Origin of the sequence: Methanolobus zinderi (assembly GCF_013388255.1) — an archaeon.
Lineage (GTDB): Archaea > Halobacteriota > Methanosarcinia > Methanosarcinales > Methanosarcinaceae > Methanolobus > Methanolobus zinderi.
The window spans coordinates 1,877,614-1,904,508 of the sequence record NZ_CP058215.1 but is presented as its reverse complement, the minus strand read 5'-3'; the positions used below and the strand labels follow the sequence as shown (position 1 = coordinate 1,904,508).

Genomic DNA, 26,895 nt, shown 5'->3' with positions numbered 1-26,895 from the left:
TTGCTTGAAGAGCAGGAAGGAATCCATCTGGAATTCAAGGAAGCACGTACCTCCTTGCCTGTAAATGTATTCGAGACAATTTGTGCCATGCTCAATCGGGATGGAGGAGACATAATTCTTGGAGCGGATGACAATGGTAAGATTATCGGTGTTGAGCATAACAAAATCGAGTCCATCGTCACTAATTTGGTCAATCTGTCAAACAATCCTCAAAAACTCGAACCACCGTTCATACTATTTCCGCAAATCTATGAAATAGAGGGGAAATGGCTGATACATATTCAGGTTCCTGCCAGTTCACAGGTGCATAAAACTGCCAACAAAGTATTCAATCGCAGCAATGACGGCGATTTTAAAGTCACACAGCCACAGCAGATCGCAGAGATATACAACTACAAAACATCCCATTACACCGAAGGAATAATTTATCCTGCACTGCGTTTTGAAGATTTCAAAGCCGACCTGTTTCCCAAAATAAAGAACCTTATCAGAAGCCACAACGACAATCATCCGTGGCTGGCGCTGACAGATCAGCAGATGCTTGAAAAAGCAGGTCTATGGAAAAGAGATCTCAAAACATCGCAGGAAGGTTACACCCTTGCAGCAGCCTTGCTACTGGGAAAAGATGAAACTATCCAGCAGATAATTCCATACTTTAAGATCGATGCACTGGTTCGCAGAGAAGACATTTATCGTTACGATGACCGTGAATACATTCAGACAAATCTTATAGAAGCCTACGAGCAGCTAATGACGTTCATCAGCAAACATTTACCCGATAAATTTTACATGCAAGGTGACCAGCGAGTAAGTCTTAGAAATAAAATATTCAGGGAAATAGTTGCAAACTTGATAGTCCACAGGGAATATATGAATGCATACCCCTGCACATTCATAATCTACGAAGACCGGGTGGAAGTTGAGAATGCCAATAACCCACACGGTGAAGGGCCAATTGATCCTGAAAGATTTGCTCCGTTCCCCAAAAACCCTGCAATCGTAAAATTCTTCATGCAGCTTGGAAGGGTGGATGAATTAGGTTCCGGTGTTTTAAACGTAAATCGTTTGATAAAAGAATATACTGATGATGGAACTCCTCAGTTTATAGAAGGAAACGTGTTCAAAACCGTCATTCCGATTGCTCATGAGTCAATTGAGGGAGCAATTGAGGGAGCAATTGAGGGAGCAATTGAGGGAGCAATTGAGGGAGCAGTTGAGGGAGTAACCCAACAGGTGAAAGAAAAACTGACTTTACTTTTGCAAATGATTGCAGAAAACGAAGGTCAAAAAGTTCCTTACTATGCAGCCATAACCAAAATGTCGGTTAGCAGTGTTGAAAGATACATTAAGAAATTAAAGACTGCTGATCTGATAGATTTCAGAGGCAAATCAACATTGACCGGGGGTTATTACCTAACAGATAAAATGAAGAAAAAGCTAAAAGGAAAAATTCATGGGAAAAACAATGACTGAGAACACATCATCCATCGTATCCAAAGTTTGGAGCTTCTGTAATGTACTGCGTGACGGAGGGGTGAGCTACGGGGATTACCTTGAGCAGCTCACCTACCTGATATTCCTGAAGATGGCCGAGGAGTACAGAAATCCTCCGTATAGCAGGGATATCGGTATCCCGGGAGAATATAGCTGGGATACTCTGAAACAGAAGCGTGGTGCTGAACTTGACACGCATTACAGGAAACTGCTTGAGGAACTTGGCAAAAAGTCGGGGATGCTCGGGCAGATATTCCTCAAGGCTCAGAACAAAATAAGCGATCCTGCAATGCTCTACAAGGTCATTGACATGATCGATAAGGAAAGCTGGGTCATGATGGGTGTTGATACCAAGGGCGAGATATACGAAGGACTCCTGCAGAAGAACGCCGAGGACACAAAAAGCGGAGCAGGGCAGTATTTCACACCCCGACCGCTCATCAAGGTCATGGTCGAATGTGTGCGTCCCGAACCCATGAAGACCATAGGCGACCCCTGTTGTGGTACAGGCGGTTTCTTCCTTGCAGCCTATGATTTCCTGACATCCCCGGAATCAGGTTACCAGCTTGACAAAGAGCAGAATCGTTTCCTGAAAGACAAGACATTCGGAGGTAACGAGATAGTTCCGGGAACCCGCAGGCTGGCTCTTATGAACCTCTTTTTGCATAACATCGGAGAGATCGATGGCGAACCGCTCATATCCATTTCGGATGCCCTCATAGCCGACCCCGGAGACCGATATGACTACGTGCTCACCAACCCGCCTTTCGGTAAAAAGAGCAGCATGACCTTCACCAACGAGAAAGGTGAGATCGAAAAAGAGGACCTGACATACAACCGTCAGGACTTCTGGGTAACTACCAGCAACAAACAGCTCAACTTCGTTCAGCACATCCATACCATTCTCAGAACAGGTGGTCAGGCTGCTGTGGTGCTGCCTGATAATGTCCTCTTTGAAGGTGGAGCCGGGGAGACCGTGCGTAAAAAGCTCCTTGAGACCACCGATCTGCACACCATACTTAGGCTTCCAACAGGCATATTCTATGCTCATGGTGTAAAGGCTAACGTGCTGTTCTTCGAGGCAAAAGAAGCATCAAAAGATCCCTGGACAAAAGAAGTCTGGATATATGATTATCGTACCAACGTTCACCATACCCTCAAGAAAAATCCCCTGAAATATGCCGATCTTGAGGATTTCATAAAATGCTACAATCCTGAAGATCGGCACAACCGTAAAGAAACCTGGAGCGAAGATAATCCTGACGGAAGGTTCCGCAAATTCAGCTATGAGGAAATTGTGGCACGGGACAAGACCAACCTTGATATTTTCTGGCTCAAAGATGCAAGTCTTGCTGATCTCGATAACTTGCCTGATCCTGATGTTTTAGCAAATGAGATCGTGGAAAATATCGAAGCTTCACTGGAGAGTTTCAGGGAAGTTTTGGGAATTATCAACGGAAATGGTGAATAGGATGCCCATAAGCAATAATATTGAAAAAAACCCTCGGCTATCATTTCCAGAACAAAGATCTACTGGAACAGGCACTTAAATACAAAGGCTATTCCAATGAGCATCATTGCAAGGGACAGAATGAGTTTCACACTCTTGTGACGCTGTTCTAAATTTTTTTAACAAAATTGCTGATTGGAGATTACCACAAAACGGGAGCTGAAACCACCCCTGAAAGGGTTGAAATAGAAAAAAGGGCTTGCCAACACTGCCAGATAAATTGGATTGAATCTTTCATAAAGCCTGGAAACGGGCAAATAATACAAAATCACTGAATAGTGACCATGTGCTTGCTGAAACGCTGTAAGCGATTGCCGGTATTATGTAACATGAAAGAGGATTTGATGATACTAAGAACGTGCTGAAAAAGTGATTTGAAGATTATACAAGTCTTCTTAACCAGATACTTCTAAGATATCTCTATCTATTTGGGTAATTTTAGCCTTCAGCTTATTTTAGTCACCTTATAGAAGCCGTCCTTTATAGTTTGTCCACAAAAAAACATATAAGCTCCGATAACTTAGTTTTCTAAGTTGATATATACTGAAATGTCAATATGAAAAATAATCATTGTTCATGAGTGGAGGGAATAATCATGAAAGCTGTCAGGCTTAAAGAATATGGTGACGACATTAATAAAGTAGTAGGGATAGACCAGGATGTTGAGGTACCTGAACTTTCTCCGGGCAAGGTTCTGGTAAAGGTGCATGCTGCAGCCGTAAATCCTATAGACTGGAAGATCACGCAAGGTTACACCAGTCAGGGAAAAGACCTTGAATCTCCTGTGACACTGGGTGGTGATTTCACAGGTACGGTCGCAGATATTGGTGAATGTGTAACAGAATATGGAAAAGGTGATGATGTCTATGGCACTGCCATTTTCCTGGCCGGAGGATCCGGGGCCTATGCACAATATCTGTCCACCGATACTAAGATGATAGCAAAGAAACCTGAAAATGCAAACAATCTTGAAGCTGCCGCTCTGCCTCTTGTGGGTGTGAGTGCACTGGATGTGATCACCAAAAAGATAAAGCTTCAGGAGGGTCAGAAGATTCTCATACACGGTGGTTCGGGTGGTATCGGTTCCATGGCAATCCAGATCGCAAAACATCTAGGTGCATATGTTGCGACCACTGCCAGAGCTGACAAGACCGACTACCTCAGGGAGCTCGGGGCAGACAAGATAATAGACTACAAAAATGAGAAATTTGAGGATAAACTGAGCGATTATGATGCAGTTTTTGATACGGTAGGCGGAGATACCTACAAAAGATCCTACCAGGTGCTTAAAAAAGGAGGTATCATCGTATCAATGCTCGAGAGTCCTGATGAGGAACTTATGAACAAATATCAGGTAAATGCCGAGGGTCAGTTCACACAGATCAGTACCGATAGCCTGCAGAAGCTTGCAGAACTTTATGATAGAGGTGTTGTTACAGTAAATGTTGACAGGGCCTTTCCCATGGATAAGGCAGTGGATGCCATGGCCTATCAGCGTGATAGCAGTGTGAAGGGCAAAGTTGTGATAGAAATAGATTAAGGAAACCCCTTTTCTGAATTTCAGGTTTCCTTGGAAAAAATAATATTGCAGGGCAGCTTCAGAGGAAGCTGATTCCCTGTGGTATTTCCCCTGCTCTTTTTCTGAATTCCTCAGGCCAGTTTTCAGGGTCCAGTCCCTTCTGTGCAAAGAAAGCTGATGCCCATCTCTCAAGTCCCACGCCTGAACATCCGGACCAGAGTTCCTCACCGGACTGGCATTTGACGTTGAAGCCGGATGGATACTTGTTTCCGTTTACACTGACATTCTGGAATTCCAGCCATTCGCCGTCCTCTCCGCGGTATGGCAGAACTGCTTCATAGTCGGTGGTCCCGGCCTCGGTCTGTTCGGAAACACCGGTAAGTCCTTCCTGTGCCATGAACCATGGTGTGACCCATGCCTTTCTCCATTCAAGGTCGAGTATCTCGTTGAAAATGTGCATGTATCTGTCATGCAGCCTTGAAGCAGCATCAAGTACCTGTTGCTTGGTTCCAACCCAGAGAATCTCTATCCTGTGGAACTCGTCCACACGTTCCATACCATGGATTCCTCCACTCTCATACCTGTGTGAGGTTCCCGACCTGTCGAATACCTTGAGGGGGAATTCATCTGTGGGTATGGTTTCACCCTGAAGATAGGTCCAGAAAGGAGGACACTGTGCATAGCACATTCCGCCTATGGGATCACCGATCTTCTCCTTGATCAGTGATGTCGGGACCTCATGTGTGACCTTGTAATGGTCGATGACCTCTTCCCAGAATTCGGGATCACGGGTCTTTGGAGGACACACATAGTAGATCTCAGGATAAACACCCTTTGCATGTCCGGATTTCTGCCATACTTCCCATGGGACAAGTTTCGGGAATATCATTTCCCTGTATCCAAGAGGCTCAAGCAGTTCTTCAAGCACAATTTTCTCAAAGGTCCTGAACATCCTGGTAGACTGCGGACCATGTATCCACTGACCCCTGCTGGCACCTCTTTTCAGCCAGCCTGCTTCCATCATAGCCTTGGTGGGATCTTCGGTGAACTTGTGCTCCTTTGGTTCGCTCTGCCAGAGAATATGCCAGTGCTCGGTCTTTCCGCCATAAGACTGCTGCTCTATCTTGTCCTCCATCAGGGAAAGTATCCTGTCAGGCACACGGTTTGACATGGCCGCTTCATCCACATCCAGCTCAAGTCTGATGGTACAGTCCTCATATTTCATTTCACTGACATAGGGAATCTTCATCTGTGGAAGTTCCTTCTCGGATGGTACTTCAATCGTATATGAATCGACTTCTATTCCGCGAATTCCGATCTTGAACCCTTTACCGAGCTTCCCTGCAAGAGGTTTTCTCATACGGAGCAGAGCATCATGTACACGAACGTGCCTTCCTGATTCAATGGTGAGCTTTATCCTGTCTCCCTCGACATTCCATGCAGTGACCTTTGCTCCCTGTCCCTCAGGTGCGCCCTTTGTGAGTATGGTATTGTTTGCCTCATCGATATATTCGCCAATGACATCTTCCGCTTTTGTGGCATCGGCACTGGTCTTTAGTGAACATTCCAGTTTGAACTTGAAATCTATCAATTCTCCGTTTCCTGGCTTATCGTCTGAAGGGCAACATCCGGCACTTTTCTTCGAATTCATTGTAACTTCATTCCTGTTATTATGATATGGGTATGTAAGTAGCGATAGATTGTTTCACAAATACTTTTCTTTGTCAGGTTACTTTATGCTTGATGTACTTTTTGCTAATTAAGGCCTTCTCTTTTCACAATGGCCTTGAGGCTCTGTTCCTGTAGTTAGCCTTTTATCGGGAAAACCAGTATTATTCCACAGATTCAGGAAAGAAGTTAAGAAAAGATGGTGAATGATCTTGGCAAAGGATAGAGACCGGAAAATAGAAAAAAACCCGGACCACGAGTCCATGATACAGGAACTGATCAACGGAGGATTCGAACATATCGAAAAGGAGATCAGGCAATGTGCCAACTGCTCCCTCCACGAGGGTGCTACAAACCCTGTCATCATGAAGGGCTCCCGTGACCCGAAGGTCCTTTTTATCGGAGAGGCTCCCGGTAAGACCGAAGATATGACCGGCATTCCCTTTAGCGGCAGGGCCGGAAAGAAACTCGATGAGATGATCGAATATATGGATCTCTCAGACAAAGATTACGCTGTGATCAATGTTCTCAAATGCCGTCCCCCGAACAATCGCAAACCCCGCAAAACTGAGGTCGAGCAATGCAAGCCTTTCCTGATGGCACAGATCGAGTTTCTGGATCCGAAAGTGATCATACTGTTGGGAAATACTGCAGATGAAGCTTTCTGGGGTCGGAAAAATATGCAGTGGGGTGTCCCGGTAGTAGATGAGGATGGCAGAAATATTCTGAAGATATACCATCCTGCAGCTATGATCTACCAGAGATCAAGGATTGAAGAACAGAAGGAACTGATAGACAAGAACAGGAATCTCTGGGAGTAAGCTCACTCTTCAAGTTCCTCAAGCACCTCTTCTGCCACCTTTGCATTCATTAGCAGGTCGTCAAGGGTGGCTATAAGTGAAGTGATCTTTTCCGTGGAGATATGTATCTTTGCACTTTTCTTTGTTATCTCAGTATGCATGCTGGTAAGGTTATCCGGTGCAAGTGACCTTGCAACTCTTTCGGCAATCTCTCCCGCATCCTCGTCCCTGAACTCCACGGTGGTCTTAATCTTCATTTCAATCCTCACCGCTTTCAAGCTGGGAACCCACTATCTCATCCACCTTGCTGATGAACTCTTCTGCAGTTCCGGGAGGTATGGAAGCTCCTGATGCTACATTGTGTCCTCCTCCCTGACCTCCTACCTCTGCTGAAGCTTCCCGGAGTGCAAATGCAAGGTCCAGTCCCTTTGCGACCAGTGCCCTTGTACCTCTTGCAGAGACTTTCACAAGCTCATCCACCTGATTGACAGCTATAAAGGGCATATCCGGATTGATGAAGCGGACCATGGTGCTTGCAACCATTCCGGTGGATTCCATGTCCTGCGTGATAAGATAGCCGATATTGTTTCCTATCTGTAGTTCGTCAAGTGCTTTGTTTATGTTTTCAACAATCGAGCGCTGGTACTCGATGGCCATTTCTTTTGCTTCTTCAAGATGTTCCCGGTCATGCATGCATATGGAAAGTGCCATACCGGCCTTTTCCATACGGCCACATGTATTGAGTATGGCTACCATATCGTAAACATTGTTGACGATTTCCCGGTCCAGATGGTATACATCACCAATGGACGCATCGATTGCTTCGGGACTTGCCTTTTTAGCAAGTTTGAGGGCTATGGCCGATGTAAGCTTTTTCAGTTCTTCGGCAGAAAGCTCGCTGATGCTTCCTTTAAGGTCCAGGATATCAAGGAAATCCTCTATTTTTTCCCTGTCACCGGTAATATCAAGATATGGTTCGGGTGTGTATTCAAGCACATCGGCGATATCACCGTCTCCTATCTTCAGACCTTTGCGTGTGGATATGACACCTGCTTCCTCAGCTTCTTCCAGGATCGTACCATTGACGGTGTCCATGAGTTGTTTATCACCTACGGCTCCTGCAATTGCCAGTCCTGCAAGTTCTACATTGCTCTCATCCAGCGCCTTTGCCACAAGATATGTGGTCCCGGAAGCCGACAGGTGCATTGCTCCGTCGATCCCTACAAGATGAGGATTTACAAGTACCTTTGCAGGAGATTCTCCCACAGGTACATGGTGATCCAGGACAACGATATCCTGGCTGATACGTGAGATCATATCAGACTGCCCGCTTCCCATATCGCAGAAGAGGACAAGGTCATCTTCTCCTGCACTCTCGATGACAGTGTCCACTACAGTCTCATCCAGCCTTGGTACTATTGTGGTGTGAAAACGAATTCCTTTTTTCATGAGTGCACGGCATATGATGCCTGCCGATGTCAGTCCGTCTGCATCGTTATGTGATATCACCCGGACATAATCCTGCTCATCTATGACATCAGCTGCCTGCCGTGCCAGATCTTTAAGTTTTTGGATCTCGACATTGAAGTTCAATTATATCACTCGACAATGGAAAAAGGCTAAAGTGCTTTAATTAGTTTTTCTTTTGTGGCATGACAACTTCTCCCGGAAGGCTATAGCTTCCGGCCTCCATGACCGTGCCTACATTTATGCTTGTATTGATACCGGTATGTACATCGTCGCCCATAATGACACCAAGTTTCCTCCTGCCGGAATCAACGACTTCTCCTTTTACAGGACACTTGATGTTCTTCCCATCATGACGCAGGTTGGCAACCTTTGTACCCGCACCGAAATTACAGTTAAAACCAATAATACTGTCTCCAAGGTAGCTGAGATGTCCGATCTTGGTACCATCCATTATGATGCTGTTCTTCACTTCAACAGCATTGCCGATATGTACACTATCACCTATTGCAGTGGATGGTCGGATAAAGCAATTTGGGCCGATATCACAATGATCTCCGATGGTCACGGGCCCTATAATATATGCTCCGTTGCGTATTATAGTACCTTTGCCTACAGTGACATCACCTTTAAGGGTTGCATAAGGCTCCACAGTGCCATATATCTCTCCTTTCATCTTTCCCAGAAGTACCTTGTTGGCATCAAGCAGGTCCCAGGGTCTGCCTATGTCTATCCACTCGCTCTTTAGCACCTGATAGCCGACATTGCCTCCTGCCTCGATCAACATCTGCAGGGAGTCGGTTATTTCCAGCTCACCTCTTGGGGAAAGCTCGGTCCGGTCAATGAAATCAAAAATGGTGTCTCTGAAAAGATATATTCCAGCATTGGCAAGATTGCTTGGAGGGTTTGCCGGTTTTTCTATGATCTTTGTAACCCTGTCTTCGTCGGTCTCTATCACCCCGAAATGGGAAGGATCGTCAACTTCCTTTACGGTGATCACAGCATCCCTGTCAGAGGATATGAGCTCTCTGATGTGTTCCGCACTTATCAGCATGTCTCCGTTGAGCACTACGAAACTGCCCTCAACATGGCCTTTTGCACAACCTATGGCATCGGCGGTACCAAGTTGCTGTTCTTGGTGTACGTACTCTATGCTGATACCATTGTCACAGTTTCCGAAATAGTCTTTGAGTGCATCTTCATGATATCCGGTTATAAGTACGAAATCCCTGATGCCGGCGGCAACTGCAGCATCAATGGTATGCTCTATCATTGGTTTGTTGGCTATGGGAAGCATCACCTTTGGTCTTGATTCCGTAAGAGGACGCATCCGTGTGCCTTCACCTGCGGCAAGAATTACGGCTTTCATTGAAGGCACTCCTTTACAAGAGCTTCTGTAGTTTCATAGAGCTCTTCTACGTTTTCACCGGACTGGGCCGTAATGCGTATCTTTGGCTCGGTTCCCGATGGGCGTACAAGTACCCATCCATTTTCCATCTCGACCCTTATGCCATCGATATCTGAGACCGTTCCCATGGATCCAAGTTTTTCCTTTACATCTTCCATCAGCTTTTCCTTGGCTGAGTCGTCACATGCAAGTGTACCGCGGAGGGTCGGGTATTGAGGCAGGCTTTCCTTTAATTCTGATAATGGAGTTTCTTTAACAATATCCACAAGCCTTGCAGCCGCATAGATGCCGTCCGGGCAATATGAGATTCTCGGGAATATCCAGCTTCCTGATGGTTCCCCTCCGAAATCCGCTCCCTGCTCTTTCATCTTTTCAGCCACATAGACATCTCCTACCCGTGTCCTGATGATCTCGGCCTCCGGCAGGGCATCATCCACGATCATTGAAGTGTCCACAGGCACGGCGATCTTTGATCTGCCCTCGCACTCGCCGGATGCGAATATGGCAAGCATTTCATCGCCAGTTACGAAATTTCCCTTCTCATCAACCGCCATCATCCTGTCAGCATCACCGTCATGTGCTATGCCAAGGCTGGCATCGAGCTCTTTCACCACTTTCATCAGCATTCCGAGATTCTTTTCATTGGGCTCGGGATTCCTTGCCGGAAAATGTCCGTCAAGCTGGGCGTTCAGTGTTATTACCTCGCATCCCATTTTCCGTAAAAGGGTCGGAGTAATAGTACCTCCCGCACCACATCCGCAGTCAAGGACCACCCGCATGGATGATTTTCCTGAGTTTTTAAGGATCATATCGGTATGGTCCCGTACGGCACCGTCGTAGGAACCTATCTCACCGACATTGTCCCATTGAACGTGTTTGAAATCTTCCTTTTCGATTATAGACTCTATTTCTTCCTGTTGCTGTGAGTCAAAGGCCATACCGTCAGGGTTCCATAGTTTAATCCCGACGTATTCTGCAGGGTTGTGGGATGCCGTTATCATGACTCCGCAATCATAATGCCTTGCTGAATATGCAAGCGTGGGTGTTGTCACAAGTCCGACACGGACAACATCGCAACCAGCAGAAACCAGACCTGAGATAAGCGCATGCTCTATCATCTCACCTGCAACCCTTGGGTCCCTTCCTATGACAGCTGTCTTCTTTGACTTTCCAAGTGCAAGCCCGACTTTCAGGGCAAGGTCCACGGTTATGTCCCTGTTAGCTATTCCTCTTATGCCTGATGAACCGAACAGTTTCATTTAATGCCTCTGTAATTGATTTTCATTAGTGATGCTCACTCCACTGTCACGCTTTTTGCAAGGTTTCTGGGTTTGTCGATAGAGCAATCATTGGCAAGTGCCGTATAGTATGCGAGAAGTTGTAGTACCACCGAAGTAAGTATCGGTGCCGTCATCTCGTGTGACTGAGGGATCCTGAGCACTTCATCCACGTATTTCTCGATCTCGGTATCATCCTCGTTTGCAACTGCTATCACGGTTGCATCCCGGGCCTTTACTTCCTTGATATTGCTGAGTATTTTGTCATAGGTGTGACCCTTGGTGGCAATGGCCACAACCGGAGTCTCATCGGTAAGCAGGGCAAGCGGTCCGTGTTTGAGCTCACCAGCAGCATATCCTTCAGCATGTATGTATGATATTTCCTTAAGCTTCAGCGCACCTTCCAGTGCAATGGGGAAGTTCAGGTAACGCCCGATAAAGAAATAATCCCTCTTGTCGGCAAACTGCTCCGCACATTCTTTTATCTTATCTTTTCTGTTCAGGATCTTCTGTATCTGTCCCGGAAGACGCTTTATGTTGACTATCAGGTTCTTTGCCTCTTCGGCGGACAGTACTCCCCTTACCCTTCCCAGATAAATGGCAAGCATGTAAAGTGTGATAAGCTGTGCAGTGAATGTCTTTGTTGCAGCAACTCCTATCTCCGGCCCTGCCCGTGTATAGACCACGCTGCTGGATTCTCTGGTAATGGTACTTCCGACAACGTTGGTAATGGCAACGGTCCTGCATCCGTAGGATTGTGAGCTTCTCACGGCTGCCAGGGTGTCTGCAGTCTCTCCTGACTGTGTAATGGCAATTGTCAGTTCCTCACCGCACAGCACGGGATTGCCGTACCTGAATTCCGATGCTGTCTCGATATCCGTGTGTATGCCGGCGAGTTTCTCAAAAAGGTATTTTCCGAGTATTCCTGCATTCCAGGATGTTCCGCAGGCGATGATTGTAGCTCTGCGCAGGTGTTTGATCTGTTCGGGTGTGAGGTACAGCTCATCCATTTTGATAGTACCTTCGAGCTCCATGAGCTTTCCTGCAAAAGTCTTCTGGATAGCTGTCGGCTGTTCATGTATCTCCTTTAACATGAAATGGTCATACCCTGCCTTCTCAGCCGCTTCCAGATCCCACTCAATGGTATGAGTCTCCTTGGATACGAGATTGCCTTTCGGATCGAATATCTCTATGCAATCCGGTCGAACAGCACCGATCTCGTGATCATCAACATAGATCACTTTCTTGGTATATTTCAGAAAAGCCGTCACATCAGAGGCCGCATAATATCCGTCATCACCGATTCCAAGTACCAGGGGACTGTTCTTGCGGGCAAACACAAGGCAGCCTTTTTCGTCTGAGCATAGAGCTGCTATTGCAAAAGAACCCTCAAGCTCTCTTGTTGTTTCACGGATAGCCGTCAGCAGATCGATCTTTTTCTTTCCGTTATACATCTTGTAGTTCAGCATATGTGCAATGACTTCGGTATCAGTATCCGATTCAAAGACATAGCCAAGATCTATGAGCTTTTCCTTGAGCTGAAGATAGTTCTCAATGATTCCGTTATGCACTACCGATATACTGGATGACATATGCGGATGCGCATTTCTGGTTTCCGGTTTTCCATGGGTGGCCCATCTTGTATGGCCGATTCCCACATTTGCAACAATCTCTTCCGGAAGGATAGACTCAAGATCCGCAATCTTACCGACGGTCTTGTAAGTTTCAAGAGATTTGTTAAGAACGGTTATCCCCGCAGAATCATATCCTCTGTACTCGAGCCTTTTAAGCGACTCTATTAAAACGGGTGCGGCAGGTTCTCTGCCCACGTACCCTACAATTCCACACATATCCCCCTCACCTCAAATAACAATTGAATTTACCGGAAGTGCTTCTGTCACAACCTTCCCGGAATTGACCCGACAGTTCGGACCGATCATCATCCCTGCTTTCACAAGTACATCACTGCCAATTTCGGCGTCATCACCTATAATTGTTCCCAGCCTGTCGGTTGAATAGAGCCCTCCTTCGACCTCTATCAACATCTTTTCCTTTTCTTCTGTGATAAAATGTGATCCAATGGCTGTATTACTTCCTATTATCGAGTTTGAGATCATGGAATGTGTACTTATCCTGCCATCATTCATGATTATACTGTTCTGTATCGTGGTAAAGGAAGCAATGGATACATTATTCCCTATACTCGTGGAAGGCAGTATGACCACATTCGGACCAATGTCGCAATTATCCCCTATTATCACAGGACCCACGATGTAGCATCCTGAACGTATGGTCGTGTTTGCTCCGATGGATACATTTCCTTTTATCACTGCCCCTTCTTCTACCGTCCCCTCTTTCAGATCGGTTTCGAATTCTCCGAGAACAATCGGATTGGCTTTGAGAAGATCCCATGAATAGGCTGCATCAAGCCAGTCAGAAAATGTTGTTGTCATTGTGACCTTCATTCCCTCATCGATCATTATCTGAAGCGTATCGGTTATGGCATATTCTCCGCTTGGTGCAAGTGGTGTTCTTTCTATCACATCGAATATCTGAGGTTTGAAAAGGTAGGTACCAGTATTGATGAGGTGACTTACCATCGATTGGGGTTTTTCTACGATCTTCCTGACATTCTGCCCCTCTGCAACAATAACGCCGTATCCGGTTGCATCTTCCTTTTTGCATGCAAGTACTGTCGCATCCCCGCTTGAACCCTTTATGAGGTCACTGATGGTTTCAGCTTCGATGATATTATCCCCGTTCACAACCAGAAAAGCCTGATCTTCCTCGCCTATCGTTCTCCTGGCCTGCAGTACCGCATGGGCCGTACCTATCTGAGCCTTCTGCTCGATATATTGTATCTTTACCCCGAAATCGATTCCATCCTCAAAATAGTCCATGATACGTTCCTTTTCATATCCGACTATCAGGACTATATCTTTGACATCGTTTTTTGCAAGAGCGTTTATTACATGTTCCAAAATCGGTTTGTTTGCCACGGGTAGCATTACCTTTGACCTGGTAAGTGTCAGTGGCCTGCACCTTCTCCCTTCTCCGGCTGCAAGAACGATAGCTTTCATGGAGTATTATATGCTCTTTATAACAATTTATATCTTGCCTTATTGGTTCAGAAAAAGATTCAGTATAAAAATAGAGTATTTATACTATTATTAGGCCGTAAAATAAAAAAGATACAGGATCTGGACAGTTGCCAGGCCCTGAGAAATATGTAGTATTTTGATTATCTTGTGAGCAGCATTTCTGCTGTCTCTGGCTTGTATCTCCAGTCTGCAGGCAGGACCTTTGTGGACTGGTAGTACTTAACAAGCCTTCTGATCTTGGATTCGGTATTCTGGAGTGAACGCTTGTTGTGAACGTCCTTCTTGTTTTCCTTAATGTGCTTCCTGATCCCGATAGCCTTTACAATGAGGTTGTAGAGGTCTTCTGGTACTGCAGGTGCTTCATTCTTCTCCTTGAGAATACCGGTGATCTTCTTGCCGGTTACGAGTTTGACATCAGGCACACCGTATTTGTCCCTGAGTATCATTCCTATCTCACTGGTACTTATTCCCTGCTTCCACAGGTCGATAACGACATCTGTTACTTCCTCTTCACTCATAGTGGACCATGCAGGTGGTTCACTGCGAAGTGGTCTTGTTGACCCGGCTTGTCCTTTTCTCCGGGTGTGCATCTTTGCCATGCAATTCCTCCTGATAATTATGATATTTGATTTATTAGTTTATAGTTGACCGTACTCTTCCAGGCTGTTTGAACGAACAGGAGAACCTTGATCGTACGGCAGTCAGTTCTATGATTGGCGAAGTGTTCTCTACAAAAAGCATTATCAAATATATATGTTGTGATTGAAGGACATTGCTGTGTCTGATCGATAAAAGAGAACTTTATTGCCACAAATACAGGATAATATCCGCTCCTCCCTGATTGACCCTTCCGTAGACAGATTCCATCTGTTCTTCATGTAATGCTATTTTTGTATCGTTGTCTGTAGCATTGATAATGCTTGCAACAGTCTGGTCTATCTCGTCGGACATGTTCTCTTTCAGGTATGCGGATATCATATCATTATTCGAATCTACCAGTTCGTCATTTATCTCGTTTACAAGATTTAGCGACATACTTTCGCTTTCAAGAGGAATTGATTTATTAAGGCCAAATACTTCGTTTGTTGTGTAGTTGATGCTGTGCAAAGCAATAACAAGTTCAGGGTTTGCAATGTCCATGTTGTCGGGACTCGATATAAGGGACAATTGTTCACCTTTGAGGCTGACGTCCGTGGTATTGAGACTTTCCAGATACTCCGCAGGGAAGATAATTGTCGTTATTGCCTCTGCTGCTCCCCGGGAGGCGGTTTCGATGCTATGGTTGTATCCGTCATGTATCTCCTTTGAAGGGTCAGGTGAACTGGCAGCAGCCAAGAGGGCAGAATTGTTCATGGAGTCAAAGAACTCTTCCCTTGAAGGTGAATAGCCCAGAGGTAGTGATACTTTGGCACGCTGCCGGAACGAATCAACAGGAGCTGCATCTCCTATTTCGATCTCGCTTCCGATTCCATATCCGCTGACCAGATGCCAGCGCGCTTCGAATCTGTATTTGTAACGTTCACCTATCATGGAATCAAGGAATTCTTCAATCGAATCTTCCGTACTTACAGGATGGATCTTTGCCATTGGATTGAGATATACGGTATTGCTGTTGTTCTCAAATGTAATTCCAAGGACCAGGTCCTCGGCTATGATATCAGCAAATGTCCTGTGTTTCTGTTCCCTTCCATAAAGTGTCTCTTCGGAGCTTTCTAGCATGGACCCCTCTGGAAATGTCACATTAAGGCCTGCGATCTCTGTTGGTTTGAGTGTGTATTCGAATTCGTCTGTCCTGGTGCTCAAAATCGTACCAAGCAGGTGGGTATCCATATCCTGTGCAGACACATATCCTGCTGACCTGTATTGTTCCTCTGCCATGAGTGACGGCATAAGGATAACTGCAGATATTGAAATGAGTATGAGAAAGAAAATGGAATCAAGGCTTGACGAGAATGCTTTTTCATCCTGAATGGATCTCATTTAAATTTCCTCTTTTCTCTTATAGTTATATCCAGCTGTTCTTCCACATCCTTACTGTGAGAGTGCCGGGTACGCAGTTGGCACTATTGCCAAGTTCGATTACCACAGGAACGGATGCTGCAATTATGTCCCGATGACTGCTTCCACTGCTGCCTTGTTGAATTGTCCATTGGTAGTTTCCATCATTGGTAGCAACCTCTACATAAAAATCAAGATTTGAGGAAAAACGCTGGAAGAACATCTCATGCATTTGATGATCTTTTACCGGAACACATATATGATCCAGTGCATCTGCGGAAATAAGGTCTGTACGGCTTCCCTGTATCCCGGGATACTCTGCTATGTCTTTTGCTATCATGGAAGCCTGTTTGTAGTTCTCAAGTGCATACGAGTTGTCATCAAAGGTGAGGTACGTCTGTGAAACAATGGCCGCAAACACGACAAACCCGATAACGACCAGAGCTGTTGATATTATGTCGTTGTGTGGTTCCAGAAAGGCGTCATCGTTATTGATAAACAAGCACATACTCAAGTTCTCTGACCTCTGTTCCATTTTGGACATGTATCAATGTCTTAACAATGTGAACTTTTGTGCTTGTATTTAAATTTTTTTCTTTTGTTCCGAGAGTTGTGAGAAAGTCTGAAACATTCAGGTAATTGAATGGTGATACTATGGGATCTGCCAATTCTCCGCTGGCTGAAAATCGGTTAAGAAGTTTGTTACGCATTATAGTTTCATTGTATGGCAGAGTTTTGTAAGTAAGCGGTTTTACGGCATATATGGTTCTGTTGTTCTCTCCATATGAAATGCCTACATATTCACCCGATACCCATGCATCCAGCTGGCCGGTGAACTGTCCTTCCGGTCCGTAAGCGTCAAAAGAATAACTGATATTTGAAGATGATGTGCCATGGGGGCTCTGACCTGCCGAATCGATTGCAGATCTGAAGTCCTGCGCGATTGCGTCAAGTTGCCTTTGTTTATCAGCCTGCTGGAAATCTGCGCTCAGGTGATAAAGTGCAGCCAGTATGATGATGCTTGCAAAGATCAGGGCAGTCTTTGAAAGGATCAGGTCGATCCATGCTCTGTCATTATTTCTGAAGTATTGAAAATTGTTGTATGGAAGACTATTGCACGATAAAATTGTGTTCTTCTCTCTAATTTTCATATATCTTCACAAAAATTCTATTGTCAGTGGTCCTTTTAACACTTTCTAAAACGATCCTGTGATTTCCTGGACCAAAGACTGCCGTGCCGTTAAGATACTCATTGGAATACGCAGCCGGGGATTCTCCCATTAATTGCTTGCTGTCGGTTATTATATAATAGTTCCGTGCATCTCCGGGCCATTTATCTTCCCTGCCCGGAACTGCGCCCAATACCAGAGTCACCTTTTCAGGTACGTCTATATCGAGTGTGATCCGGTTGCCCGCACCGTTTGCGGAAATCATTTCAGCATTCGATTCGATGGTCGAAACCACCGCTTCAGCATCATGGAGGCTCTTTTTTTCCATGATACCGGAAAAGGCTGTTCCTGAAAGGAAAGTAAGAACAAGAAGTATGATGGCGGCGGCTGTGAATCTCATTGGCAGGGCATCCGCAGCCTGCTCATCACAAATAATATTGTCTCGAATATTTTTCTTCTGGCCCTGCACCATTTTATCCTGCTCAGTTGCCTATTCTCTGTATGACTTCTTCGAGTTCCAGAAGCTCCTGTTCACCACTGTCCATATCCTTGAGGGTCACTTTTCCGGCCTCTACTTCATTCTCGCCGATTATCACTACATGGTGGGCACCGATATTGTTCGCATAGGAGAATTGGGCTTTGAAGTTTCGTTTCATCAGGTCAACATACACAGGCATATGCTCACGTAATCTGGTGGCAACTTTGACTGCTTCCAGACGTGTAGAATCCTTGGCTATGATAACAACCGGCTTTTCATCATCCGGCTCGATTTCACATACTTCCATTATCCTGTCAAAACCAAGCCCGAAACCTGTGGATGGAACGTCTCCTCCTCCGAATAGTTTGATGAGCTGGTAGGATCCGCCTCCACAGACCTGGTTCTGTGCACCGAGACCCTCTGCATAAATCTCGAAGACCATTCCTGTATAGTAATCCAGACCTCTTGCAATGCCGAAGTCTATGATATATTCCACACCGTAGGCATCGAGCAGGTCCAGTAGTTCCTGGTATTCATCGAGTTCGGGTATGTCTCCTACAATCTGGCGTGCCCTTTCAATGGCTTCATCTCCTGTAAGGGATATCAGTTCCATGAGTTCAAGACGCAGATGCCCGGGAGCGTCTATGTCTTCCAGGTAGTCCACAAGTCCGGTGTCATCTTTCTTGTCCACAAGTCTCATTATTTTGCTTTGATGCTCGGGTTCGAGGATGCTCAGAAGATTTCTGATCACACCAAGATGGTTCACATGAAGACTACCTTTAATGCCTACTGCACTGAGCATCTCGCTTGCAAGGGCTATTACTTCCGCATCTGCATCTGGTTTATTGCTGCCGATCAGCTCCACGCCGAACTGCCAGAATTCCCTGAAGCGACCCTTTTGCGGCCGTTCATACCTGAAACAGTTCTCGAAATAGAAAAGTTTGAGAGGCCGCTGGTTTGCCTGCATCTCATTGACATACATCCTCATTACAGGAGCCGTGAGTTCCGGACGCAAGGTCATCTCCCTATCTCCTTTGTCTGTGAAATTATAGAGCTCTCCTACAATCCCTTCTCCTGACTTTAAGGTAAAGAGATCCAGCTTCTCAAAGGTTGGAGTGATTATCTCTGAAAATCCCCAGTTCCTGACGACATTGCGCAATATGTTCTCTACATTCCTTCTTCGCCTGGTATCTTCCGGAAGGAAATCCCTTGTGCCACGTGGCCTGCTTATCTTCATTATAGATCAACCTGATAGAATAATTATTGGATTCTTGATAATTATGATACATTCACAGTTTTGCTTGGATAGTATAAGGTGGCCTATTTTAGATTTTCGATTAGTTCTGTTTCCATCAGTATATTCGTTGATAGTTTTTCGCTGACATATTTATTAAATCATCACAGCTTGTTTATATCTTATTTTTATTTTTTTGTTTAATATTAGAACAAAATAACAATGTTTAAATATTCTCTTTCCCTGACTCCTTCAAAACTTAATTAAGTAAAAAGGTATGATCGTGATGCCCGGAAAAGGAAAAACAACAGCTTCATTTTTTCAGGATACCAGAGCCTATATTCCTTTTGCGGTGATCGGAGTCTTCGTACTTCTGTCCTCTGTCTTTGTTTCTTTCAATATGGCAAAAACCGATTATGAGCTTGCAGAGACCATATACGAGACAGATGGCACCGATATGGGAAAAACAGCCGCCGATATGGCTGCTGCCGATCTTTCAAGATGTCTGAACTATGCAGGTATGGAAGCCTTGCAATGGCAGGGAGAACATCCTGTTATCAAGTCTGAAGACGCAGCCTATGAGGAATGGGGTGATGATGGTTTCTCTGCTGATCCTGCTACAAGGGATGTTGAGCCAGGAAGCAGTTTAGTTGTTGATGTGAAATTGCCTTCCAATGTCTTTGAAGCCATATACTGCGTGTTTGCCGACAAACCACGGGCTTTGATCGTGAAGGGTCCTTCAGGGATAGAGTACCAGAATATCTCCTATGATGAATCACATTCTTTCTGGACCAGTTCAAAGTTCGAAGAAGAGATAACCATACCAGAGAATGCAGAGGATGGGTATGCTTACCTAATCTTCATGTATGGGGATGAGACCAAGGCCACCAACTGGTTCCATGTAGGCAGCAATCCACTGAAGGATATTGCAGCTTCACACTTCAATGAATTCCTAGAGGATAATTATCAGGGGAATCTGCATACTTTCAATAACTATGCGATAAATGTGGAGCAGAACATATCCGCTTCCAGAATTAAGATTGGTACTATCAACGGCACGTTGAAGCGTGAGATCGAGCGTTCTGCAGGTGATGACACGGATTATATTCTCTACTATACTATGTCCATTGATAACCTGAACTATACGCTTGTTGACCTGAGTACAGGTGAAAGTTACAACCGCAGCATGGATGTGTCGACGGTGATAACTTCCAGGGAACCCCTGCTTGCAGAGCTGACATCCGAGTACGAGCGGGCCTTAAGCAGTGGCACAACATCGGATATCGTGCTCGGAGCAACCAATATCAGAACATTCACCTATGGCCCGTGGCAGCACTACCTGAATGGTCCTCTTAACATCGTTACAGGACCCTCGCTCACTTCCTCGGTGAACGCAGGTACACTCTATACCCAGAAACGAGTCTTCGATTCCGTGGACCCATGGGCTCTCACATATACTACCTATTACAGCGGAAAGGTGCTCTACAATGATATCAAACAGGACACAAGTTCCTATGAGGAGAAAAAGGGAAGCAACCTGAGCACCACCTATGATAACCTGTCAGATGGTGACACATTCAATATGAGTGTTTCAGACGGGATCAACGAGTCCATGATGGATGCGAACACCAGCATAGAAGAAGTTGAGAACAATTCCCGGATAGTCGTCTCGGTCTCCAATTTCACAGATGAGGTTTACAGTAACTGGGTCTACAACGATGTCGATGTCTGGACAGATGATGCATATCCGGACCTGATACATGATGTGACTAATGATGTCTATAGTGGAACTATACAGGGTCAGGTTTTCAGGGATGGTTTTAACGAAATAACTCCTTACAATTTACAGGTAGGCCCCACCAGTTATGATTCTGTTTCGTATGAGACAGGAGAGTCGAAAGACGGTAAAGATGTCAAGTGGAAAGGGCACTATCCAGTCATTATTTCACATACATGTGCTCTGACACCGGATTATAACTTTGCAGGTACGTTAAATGTAAATCATGAAGTCAATATCGATGCCTCATCACACAAATGGTATTTCACTTCCGTGCAAGTGGAGCATGTGTCTACTGATGTAGTCTGTGAAGGAGTGGATGTCACTTATAAGTATCTTGGGAATGACAGTTTGATCGATTCTGAACGGGTAGATGGTTATCTTTCAAAGGAAAACCACTCATTTGACTGGCAGGTTAAATACAATTTAAAGTTCAAAGTTAAAACCCGCTGGAATATTAATTATAATTATCACTGGTCTTACAAAACCTACAGTCCCGGTGTCGATGGTACGGGAAGCTGGAATTTTTATTCCGGTGATTCTTCCGGTTCACTTAAGAATGAGCCTCTTGAAAATATTGTTTCTGTTTCTCATACCCAAACGGAAAGCGAGAACATAAGTATTGTCTATCATCAGGTTCTGCCATCAGGAGGTTACACAGGAATCAATTCTCATGATTCCGGCAGTGCCAATGATTATAGAAAAACAACAGTCATAGTAGATGGTATTCCCAGAGAAGATAAAGACTGCAGTGATGCAGCTGATAATTATCGTGATGAGTTTGTAGATATATACAGCATAGAGAAACATCATCTTTTGTATCCAGATGGAAAGAACCTCTCAACTGAAAAGGTCTACTGCGATGTTCCCTACTGGCTTCACAAGAACATGACACAGGAAATGGAGAACATGTTCGCTGCCATCAACGAAGACAATCCCACAAGGGACGTCTCCTTGCTCGGCAAGAACCTTGGTAAGAACCCGACCACGCTCATCAAGGAAGCATCACTGGACCTCGCCACAGAGATGGCAGGCGGAACAAAACGCGATTCATTCATCGATGAGTCACAATACATGAACGCAGGACAGTATAACACGAGCAGTGATGCCTGCCGTCTCATAGCAAAGAATGAAGCTTACGACCGCCTGCTCATAGAGCTTGAGGAAAGGAACAAGAACGTAGAAGGTTCGTTTGAGAGCTACATCGATAATTCCTTCTCCAACGAGCAGGGGCACTCTCTCCTTGATCTTGTGAAGAATGCGGTCTCCACTGATATAATCTTCAACAACCCTGCGATGGAAAAAGCATCCACAGCCCTTGCCAACGAGGTGGGCATCATAGAGACTATGGAAATCACCGGTGAGCCCCAGAGCAAGTACAACTGGACCGAGAACATGACACTTCTGGTGGATCAGTATCCCGATTATCTCTACCATGACCCGGATTTTGATATGCAGAGCCAGTATGAGTGGACTGATGAATTTTCAGGAGCTACAATTTATCCATTAGGCGTACGCAATGTCTGTGTTTTCTCTACGGGAATAGGTGATGATATTGCAGGAATGTTAGAGGCTGCCTCATCACCTTTGAAGGATGCTGTTTCCCAGTCAATGAGCCAGAGTCTTGCAGAAGCAAACGCAGAGATCGATTCTCTGCTTGAAGATGTCGAAAGTAATAGTGTAGGGCTTGCAATGAACGGCGTGTCAACAGATACTACATTCATTGAAGAGAACCGCACCAAAATGATGGATGCATACAGTGACAGCATAAGAGAACAGGTTCCGAAGGCTATAGCAGTTGAAGTTGCAAAAGACCCGGTTCTAAGAACGTTAATCAGTGAATCTGATGTAACAGAGATAACTAGCAACTATCTTAATTCTCTTTCCGATGCTGAACTTGTGAACATGACTGCCAACAACACTCTTCAGGAAGAGATATTTTCCAGGGTTAGTGATGAGGTAAGTAGTAACAGTGCAGCATCATCTGATGAGACCGAAGTAGCTCTATACCGTCTGGAAGCAGACATGCGTATAGGTGTTGCAGATGGAGTATGTGTAGCCATACAGGACTGTCAGGAAGTAATTGATGAGTGTTTTGCAAACATCAACAGTGAGTTAGAGAAAAAACTGGACGAATCTTCAGAAAAACTGACAGGTGAATTTGCTGAGAAGATTGAGAAAAGGTTGCAGAAGTCCATGAAACTTGTGCCATGTGGTCTTCCGGTTATTCCTCCTCATTGGGTGTGTACTGTGAATGTGTGGGAGTATGATGTCAAGGGTGCATACAGAGAGTTTGAAGTTATTGATAACGATAATGAGTGCATGTTCAATCCTTATTTTGGACATAATGCACAGGTTTATGTTCGCAAAGATGAGGAAATTTTTCATCCAACAAAAAATGATAACATTGGATCTCCTATTTATTTGGGGGACAACCATCCTATCGAATTTAAATTCTCAGGTTATGCTGCTACAATTGTGGGCCCTGGTCCAAAAGGTGTTGGAGATAAAGTAGGAGATAGGGATGAAAAATCTATTTTTTATGATGATTTTGAATCGCAATTTTGAGGGAAATGTATGAGTTGTAAAATTTATTTAGTATATATTGTGTGTTTATTAGCGATGTTTTCATCGCCTGCATCATCAAAAAGCCCCTTTGGAAATATTGAATACTATTATAATGGTCATTTGGTCACAGATTCCGATTCTCCAGAAACTCCAAAACCGCTAGTAAAAATAGGTGAACCCTTTACTCTTAGGTTTGAAGTGACTTGTTACAGAAAAAATTACTTGTCTGCGAAGTTATTGTCTATTGGTAATGATGACTTTGACATACTAGAAGGGCCAACATCAAGTCTGGGAACTGGTACTCGTGGAACTATAGAAGCGAATGAAACAAGAGTTTTTGAATGGACTGTGGCTCCAAATGAAGAGTGGGCTGGTGGTAGTGCGCCAATTGATTTTTACTATCAACTTACGGATTTGGAAACCAAAAGAACAATTGCCAGTGGTAGATTCACCGCCGCCTACGTCACCATTTCCAACGAATACTACGATGATCCAGAGGCTACAGAAGTCACAGCCTCAGAAGCTTCATCTAACGAAAGCAGTTCTCCTACAACTCCTGCATTTACAGTGTTGTGTACTATTTTTGCTCTGACTTTAGTTGTTGCCCTGAGGAAAAAGTAATTTCTATGAATCCATTAATCACTTTTTTCTTAACAATCAATTTTATGCACATGTTTTTCCTTTTTGACTTTTGAACTGTCAATATGAAGTTAGACTTACCTGTATCTCAAAAATCAAAAACATTAAATACCCCCTCCAATGTACTCAGTTATACATCATTGATTCACTTTTTTACAGAGGTATAATCATGGACCATACAAAAATACTACTCGATGAAAACGAAATGCCAAAACAGTGGTATAACATCCTTGCTGACCTTCCTGTGGAGCCACCACTCAATCCTGCAACCAATGAGCCAATGAATCCAAAGGACCTTGAGCCTATATTTGCAAAGGAGCTCATTCAGCAGGAGATAAGCTCTGAGAGGTATATTGACATTCCTGAGGAGATCAGGGAAATATACACTCTCTGGAGACCATCACCTCTTTACAGGGCACACAGGCTTGAAAAGGCTCTGGGCACACCTGCAAAGATATATTATAAGAACGAGAGTGTCAGTCCTGCGGGAAGCCACAAGCCAAACACTGCCATTGCACAGGCATACTACAATATGAAGGAAGGCACCGAAAGGATCACCACCGAGACCGGTGCGGGTCAGTGGGGTAGTGCATTATCACTCTGCTGTAACTATTTCGACATCGAATGTAAGGTTTACATGGTACGTTCAAGCTTCTACCAGAAACCATACCGTAAGTCCCTTATCAACCTCTGGGGAGCAAACGTTATACCTTCCCCGAGCACAGAGACGCAGTTCGGAAGAAAGGTACTCGAGATGTACCCCGAAACAACAGGTAGTCTTGGTATTGCGATAAGTGAGGCACTTGAGGAAGCTGCTCTCAATGACAATACAAGGTATGCACTTGGAAGTGTACTCAACCATACCAGTCTGCACCAGACCGTTGTAGGTCTTGAGACCCAGGCACAGTTCGATAAGACCGAGGATTACCCTGACATCGTTATTGGATGTTGTGGTGGTGGAAGTAACCTTGCAGGTGTGAGCCTGCCGTATATCAGGGACAACATTGCAGGCAAGACCAACACCAGATTCATAGCAGTAGAGCCTTCCGCATGTCCAACCCTGACCTCAGGAGAGTTCAAGTATGACTTCGGCGACATGGCACAGATGACACCTCTGCTTAAGATGTACACTCTTGGTTCAGAGTTCATACCACCGGCAATCCATGCAGGCGGTCTGAGATATCATGGAGCCTCACCAATTGTCAGTAAACTCGTTGCAGACGGCATCATGGAAGCGACCTCCTATCATCAGGTGGAAGTATTCGATGCTGCGGTGAAATTTGCACGCAGTGAGGGAATAGCACCGGCTCCCGAGTCATCACATGCAATCAAATGTGCTATTGATGAAGCTCTCAAGTGCAAGCAGACAGGTGAGGAGAAAACAATACTTTTCAACCTGAGCGGTCATGGACATTTCGACATGAGTTCATATGACAAGTACTTCTCAGGCGAGCTCAGTAATGACTGAGAACTTGAACAATTGAGATTAAAAATTAAAATCTATGTGTGGCATGGATACATGTCACACATCTATTCTTGTTTTCTTGTTTTTCTAATTCCGTTTAATGGAACTTATCACTGTATTTCTTGTAGGATATAACGAACTCTGCATGAGGCCATATAAGCGGTATCGTGACATATGCAAGCCCGTCCTTCCACTTTGGATGACTTCTTACATCATCGATTAGCTTGACCTTGCTATCCCTTAGAATTTTGGCGTTGGTATAATCCTCAAGCCATAGTTCGAATCTCTCGATGGTTGAGATGTGTTCCGGGAGGGTATAGTTATGCGCCATATCCACGACCCAGTCCAGATACATTTCTGCCTGATCCTGGTCATCGGTCTCAATATAGTGGTTTGCAAGCTCACATGTGAAGTGACACCATGGCCCGTAACCGCCATTGTTACGTCCCCAATACTCAGGATAACGGTTCAGTCCACCTATTTCCTTGTCCCATAGATGTTTATGTATACGCTTCACAGTAGTGATCATCTTCACATCACTGTCCTTGATCAGTTCGAAGTAGGCAGGTGCATATTCCGCTGCATCGATATCAAGTACAGTGGAGGCAAAAGGATCGTAACCGATAGGTTTGCTGTTCTTATCCTTAACACGGATACATTTGATGAAAGAACGTCTTCTGGGACTGTACAGGCGGGTGAGTATTGCTTCCTTGACAATATCTGCCTGTTCTTCCCACTCGGAAACATCTTTTCCGAGAACTTTTCCCATACTGACGGCGGCATATATTCCCGCACAACATGCACAGTTGGCGTATATCTCAAAACCATGCTCATAGGCGGGATATTCATGAATACTGTTGATCGTGTGTATCAAGTCAACTTCTTCGTTCTTGTTAAGGAGTATGAAGCTTACGGCTTTTTCGATAGTTTCCCAGTATTTCTCTACAAAGGCTGTGTCAGCCATTTCCTTAAAGAACGAACCGCCGGTTGCCTGGAAATACTTGCCGAGCACAAATAGTACGAGTCCGTTACCGTCTATCTGCAGGTCCTTATAACTGGCATCATTACCATCGATGTCGTATCTCTGAGAGAATTCCCCCAGTGGTTTCTGGGAGTTAAGTATAAACTCCAGTCCTTTTCTGGCTTCATCCATCAGTCCTGCATAAACGCAACCAAGGATTGCTATTGAATGGTCCCTCGGGTAGATAAAGGGGTAACGTGTTCCGGGAGGACTTGCATAGAACCCTCCGTTCTCGTGTTGATTATTTTTAAGTATGCGGACACTGTTCTCGTATAATTTCTCCGCTTCTATCCGATTCAAAT

21 protein-coding genes are annotated in these 26,895 nt (G+C 44.8%); 7 read left to right on the top strand and 14 right to left on the bottom strand.

Annotated features, from left to right (window positions below):
• The 3 genes from HWN40_RS09325 to HWN40_RS09315 all read left to right on the top strand — a co-directional run bounded on the left by HWN40_RS09325 (position 1) and on the right by HWN40_RS09315 (position 4,544).
• Entirely contained in the window at positions 1 to 1,473 is a 1,473-nt protein-coding gene (locus tag HWN40_RS09325) for an RNA-binding domain-containing protein (RefSeq protein WP_246275887.1), read from the top strand.
• Positions 1,466 to 2,965: a type I restriction-modification system subunit M gene (locus tag HWN40_RS09320; RefSeq protein ID WP_176966363.1), complete on the top strand. Its 1,500-nt coding sequence runs from the start codon at positions 1,466 to 1,468 to the stop codon at positions 2,963 to 2,965. Before HWN40_RS09325 ends, HWN40_RS09320 begins: the two co-directional genes overlap by 8 nt.
• A gap of 634 nt (positions 2,966 to 3,599) precedes the next feature.
• Positions 3,600 to 4,544 carry an NADP-dependent oxidoreductase gene (locus HWN40_RS09315; RefSeq protein WP_176965477.1) on the top strand — a complete coding sequence of 315 codons (945 nt, stop codon included), beginning with the start codon at positions 3,600 to 3,602 and terminating at the stop codon, positions 4,542 to 4,544.
• A gap of 58 nt (positions 4,545 to 4,602) precedes the next feature.
• Here HWN40_RS09315 and HWN40_RS09310 read toward each other — a convergent pair whose 3' ends face one another.
• Entirely contained in the window at positions 4,603 to 6,111 is a 1,509-nt protein-coding gene (locus HWN40_RS09310) for a serine--tRNA ligase (RefSeq protein WP_176966362.1), read from the bottom strand.
• Positions 6,112 to 6,403: 292 nt separating this feature from the next.
• On the opposite strand from HWN40_RS09310, the gene HWN40_RS09305 reads away from it, so the two are divergent.
• Positions 6,404 to 7,012 carry a uracil-DNA glycosylase gene (locus HWN40_RS09305; RefSeq protein WP_343044081.1) on the top strand — a complete coding sequence of 203 codons (609 nt, stop codon included), beginning with the start codon at positions 6,404 to 6,406 and terminating at the stop codon, positions 7,010 to 7,012.
• A gap of 2 nt (positions 7,013 to 7,014) precedes the next feature.
• Here the strand turns inward: HWN40_RS09305 and HWN40_RS09300 are convergent, their stop codons facing one another.
• The 12 genes from HWN40_RS09300 to hisS all read right to left on the bottom strand — a co-directional run bounded on the left by HWN40_RS09300 (position 7,015) and on the right by hisS (position 19,126).
• Positions 7,015 to 7,248 (bottom strand): KEOPS complex subunit Pcc1, encoded by a 234-nt coding sequence (locus HWN40_RS09300; RefSeq protein WP_176965476.1) that lies wholly within the window; start codon positions 7,246 to 7,248, stop codon positions 7,015 to 7,017.
• Between the two features lies 1 nt (position 7,249).
• Complete coding sequence (recJ, locus tag HWN40_RS09295; protein ID WP_246275886.1) at positions 7,250 to 8,584, bottom strand: RecJ family nuclease; 1,335 nt, start codon at positions 8,582 to 8,584, stop codon at positions 7,250 to 7,252.
• A 40-nt stretch (positions 8,585 to 8,624) separates the two neighbouring features.
• Positions 8,625 to 9,827: a bifunctional sugar-1-phosphate nucleotidylyltransferase/acetyltransferase gene (glmU, locus tag HWN40_RS09290; protein ID WP_176965475.1), complete on the bottom strand. Its 1,203-nt coding sequence runs from the start codon at positions 9,825 to 9,827 to the stop codon at positions 8,625 to 8,627.
• Entirely contained in the window at positions 9,824 to 11,125 is a 1,302-nt protein-coding gene (gene glmM / locus HWN40_RS09285) for a phosphoglucosamine mutase (protein ID WP_176965474.1), read from the bottom strand. The genes glmU (HWN40_RS09290) and glmM overlap by 4 nt, the downstream gene beginning before the upstream one ends.
• 35 nt (positions 11,126 to 11,160) lie before the next feature.
• On the bottom strand, positions 11,161 to 12,993 hold the full coding sequence (gene glmS / locus HWN40_RS09280; RefSeq protein ID WP_176965473.1) for a glutamine--fructose-6-phosphate transaminase (isomerizing): 1,833 nt from the start codon (positions 12,991 to 12,993) through the stop codon (positions 11,161 to 11,163).
• 12 nt (positions 12,994 to 13,005) lie between these two features.
• On the bottom strand, positions 13,006 to 14,223 hold the full coding sequence (glmU, locus tag HWN40_RS09275) for a bifunctional sugar-1-phosphate nucleotidylyltransferase/acetyltransferase (protein WP_176965472.1): 1,218 nt from the start codon (positions 14,221 to 14,223) through the stop codon (positions 13,006 to 13,008).
• Positions 14,224 to 14,384: 161 nt separating this feature from the next.
• On the bottom strand, positions 14,385 to 14,843 hold the full coding sequence (locus HWN40_RS09270) for a 30S ribosomal protein S15 (protein WP_176965471.1): 459 nt from the start codon (positions 14,841 to 14,843) through the stop codon (positions 14,385 to 14,387).
• Positions 14,844 to 15,045: 202 nt separating this feature from the next.
• Complete coding sequence (locus tag HWN40_RS09265) at positions 15,046 to 16,224, bottom strand: DUF7284 family protein (protein ID WP_176965470.1); 1,179 nt, start codon at positions 16,222 to 16,224, stop codon at positions 15,046 to 15,048.
• A gap of 25 nt (positions 16,225 to 16,249) precedes the next feature.
• Positions 16,250 to 16,756: a hypothetical protein gene (locus tag HWN40_RS09260; RefSeq protein WP_176965469.1), complete on the bottom strand. Its 507-nt coding sequence runs from the start codon at positions 16,754 to 16,756 to the stop codon at positions 16,250 to 16,252.
• The gene (locus HWN40_RS09255; protein WP_176965468.1) at positions 16,731 to 17,393 is read right to left on the bottom strand and encodes a hypothetical protein; all 663 of its coding nucleotides are present in this window, start codon (positions 17,391 to 17,393) and stop codon (positions 16,731 to 16,733) included. The genes HWN40_RS09260 and HWN40_RS09255 overlap by 26 nt, the downstream gene beginning before the upstream one ends.
• Positions 17,383 to 17,883 (bottom strand): hypothetical protein, encoded by a 501-nt coding sequence (locus tag HWN40_RS09250; RefSeq protein WP_176965467.1) that lies wholly within the window; start codon positions 17,881 to 17,883, stop codon positions 17,383 to 17,385. The genes HWN40_RS09255 and HWN40_RS09250 overlap by 11 nt, the downstream gene beginning before the upstream one ends.
• Before the next feature lie 10 nt (positions 17,884 to 17,893).
• A complete protein-coding gene (gene hisS / locus HWN40_RS09245) occupies positions 17,894 to 19,126 on the bottom strand; it encodes a histidine--tRNA ligase (protein WP_176965466.1) in 1,233 nt (410 codons plus the stop codon).
• A 283-nt stretch (positions 19,127 to 19,409) separates the two neighbouring features.
• Here hisS and HWN40_RS09240 point away from each other — a divergent pair, with 283 nt between their 5' ends.
• The 3 genes from HWN40_RS09240 to HWN40_RS09230 all read left to right on the top strand — a co-directional run bounded on the left by HWN40_RS09240 (position 19,410) and on the right by HWN40_RS09230 (position 25,575).
• Positions 19,410 to 23,468 (top strand): DUF7286 family protein, encoded by a 4,059-nt coding sequence (locus HWN40_RS09240; protein ID WP_176965465.1) that lies wholly within the window; start codon positions 19,410 to 19,412, stop codon positions 23,466 to 23,468.
• Positions 23,469 to 23,477: 9 nt separating this feature from the next.
• Positions 23,478 to 24,089 (top strand): sarcinarray family MAST domain-containing protein, encoded by a 612-nt coding sequence (locus HWN40_RS09235; RefSeq protein ID WP_176965464.1) that lies wholly within the window; start codon positions 23,478 to 23,480, stop codon positions 24,087 to 24,089.
• Between the two features lie 187 nt (positions 24,090 to 24,276).
• A complete protein-coding gene (locus HWN40_RS09230; protein ID WP_176965463.1) occupies positions 24,277 to 25,575 on the top strand; it encodes a TrpB-like pyridoxal phosphate-dependent enzyme in 1,299 nt (432 codons plus the stop codon).
• Positions 25,576 to 25,669: 94 nt separating this feature from the next.
• Here the strand turns inward: HWN40_RS09230 and HWN40_RS09225 are convergent, their stop codons facing one another.
• On the bottom strand, positions 25,670 to 26,893 hold the full coding sequence (locus tag HWN40_RS09225; RefSeq protein ID WP_176965462.1) for a glycoside hydrolase family 15 protein: 1,224 nt from the start codon (positions 26,891 to 26,893) through the stop codon (positions 25,670 to 25,672).
• Positions 26,894 to 26,895 lie beyond the last annotated feature (2 nt).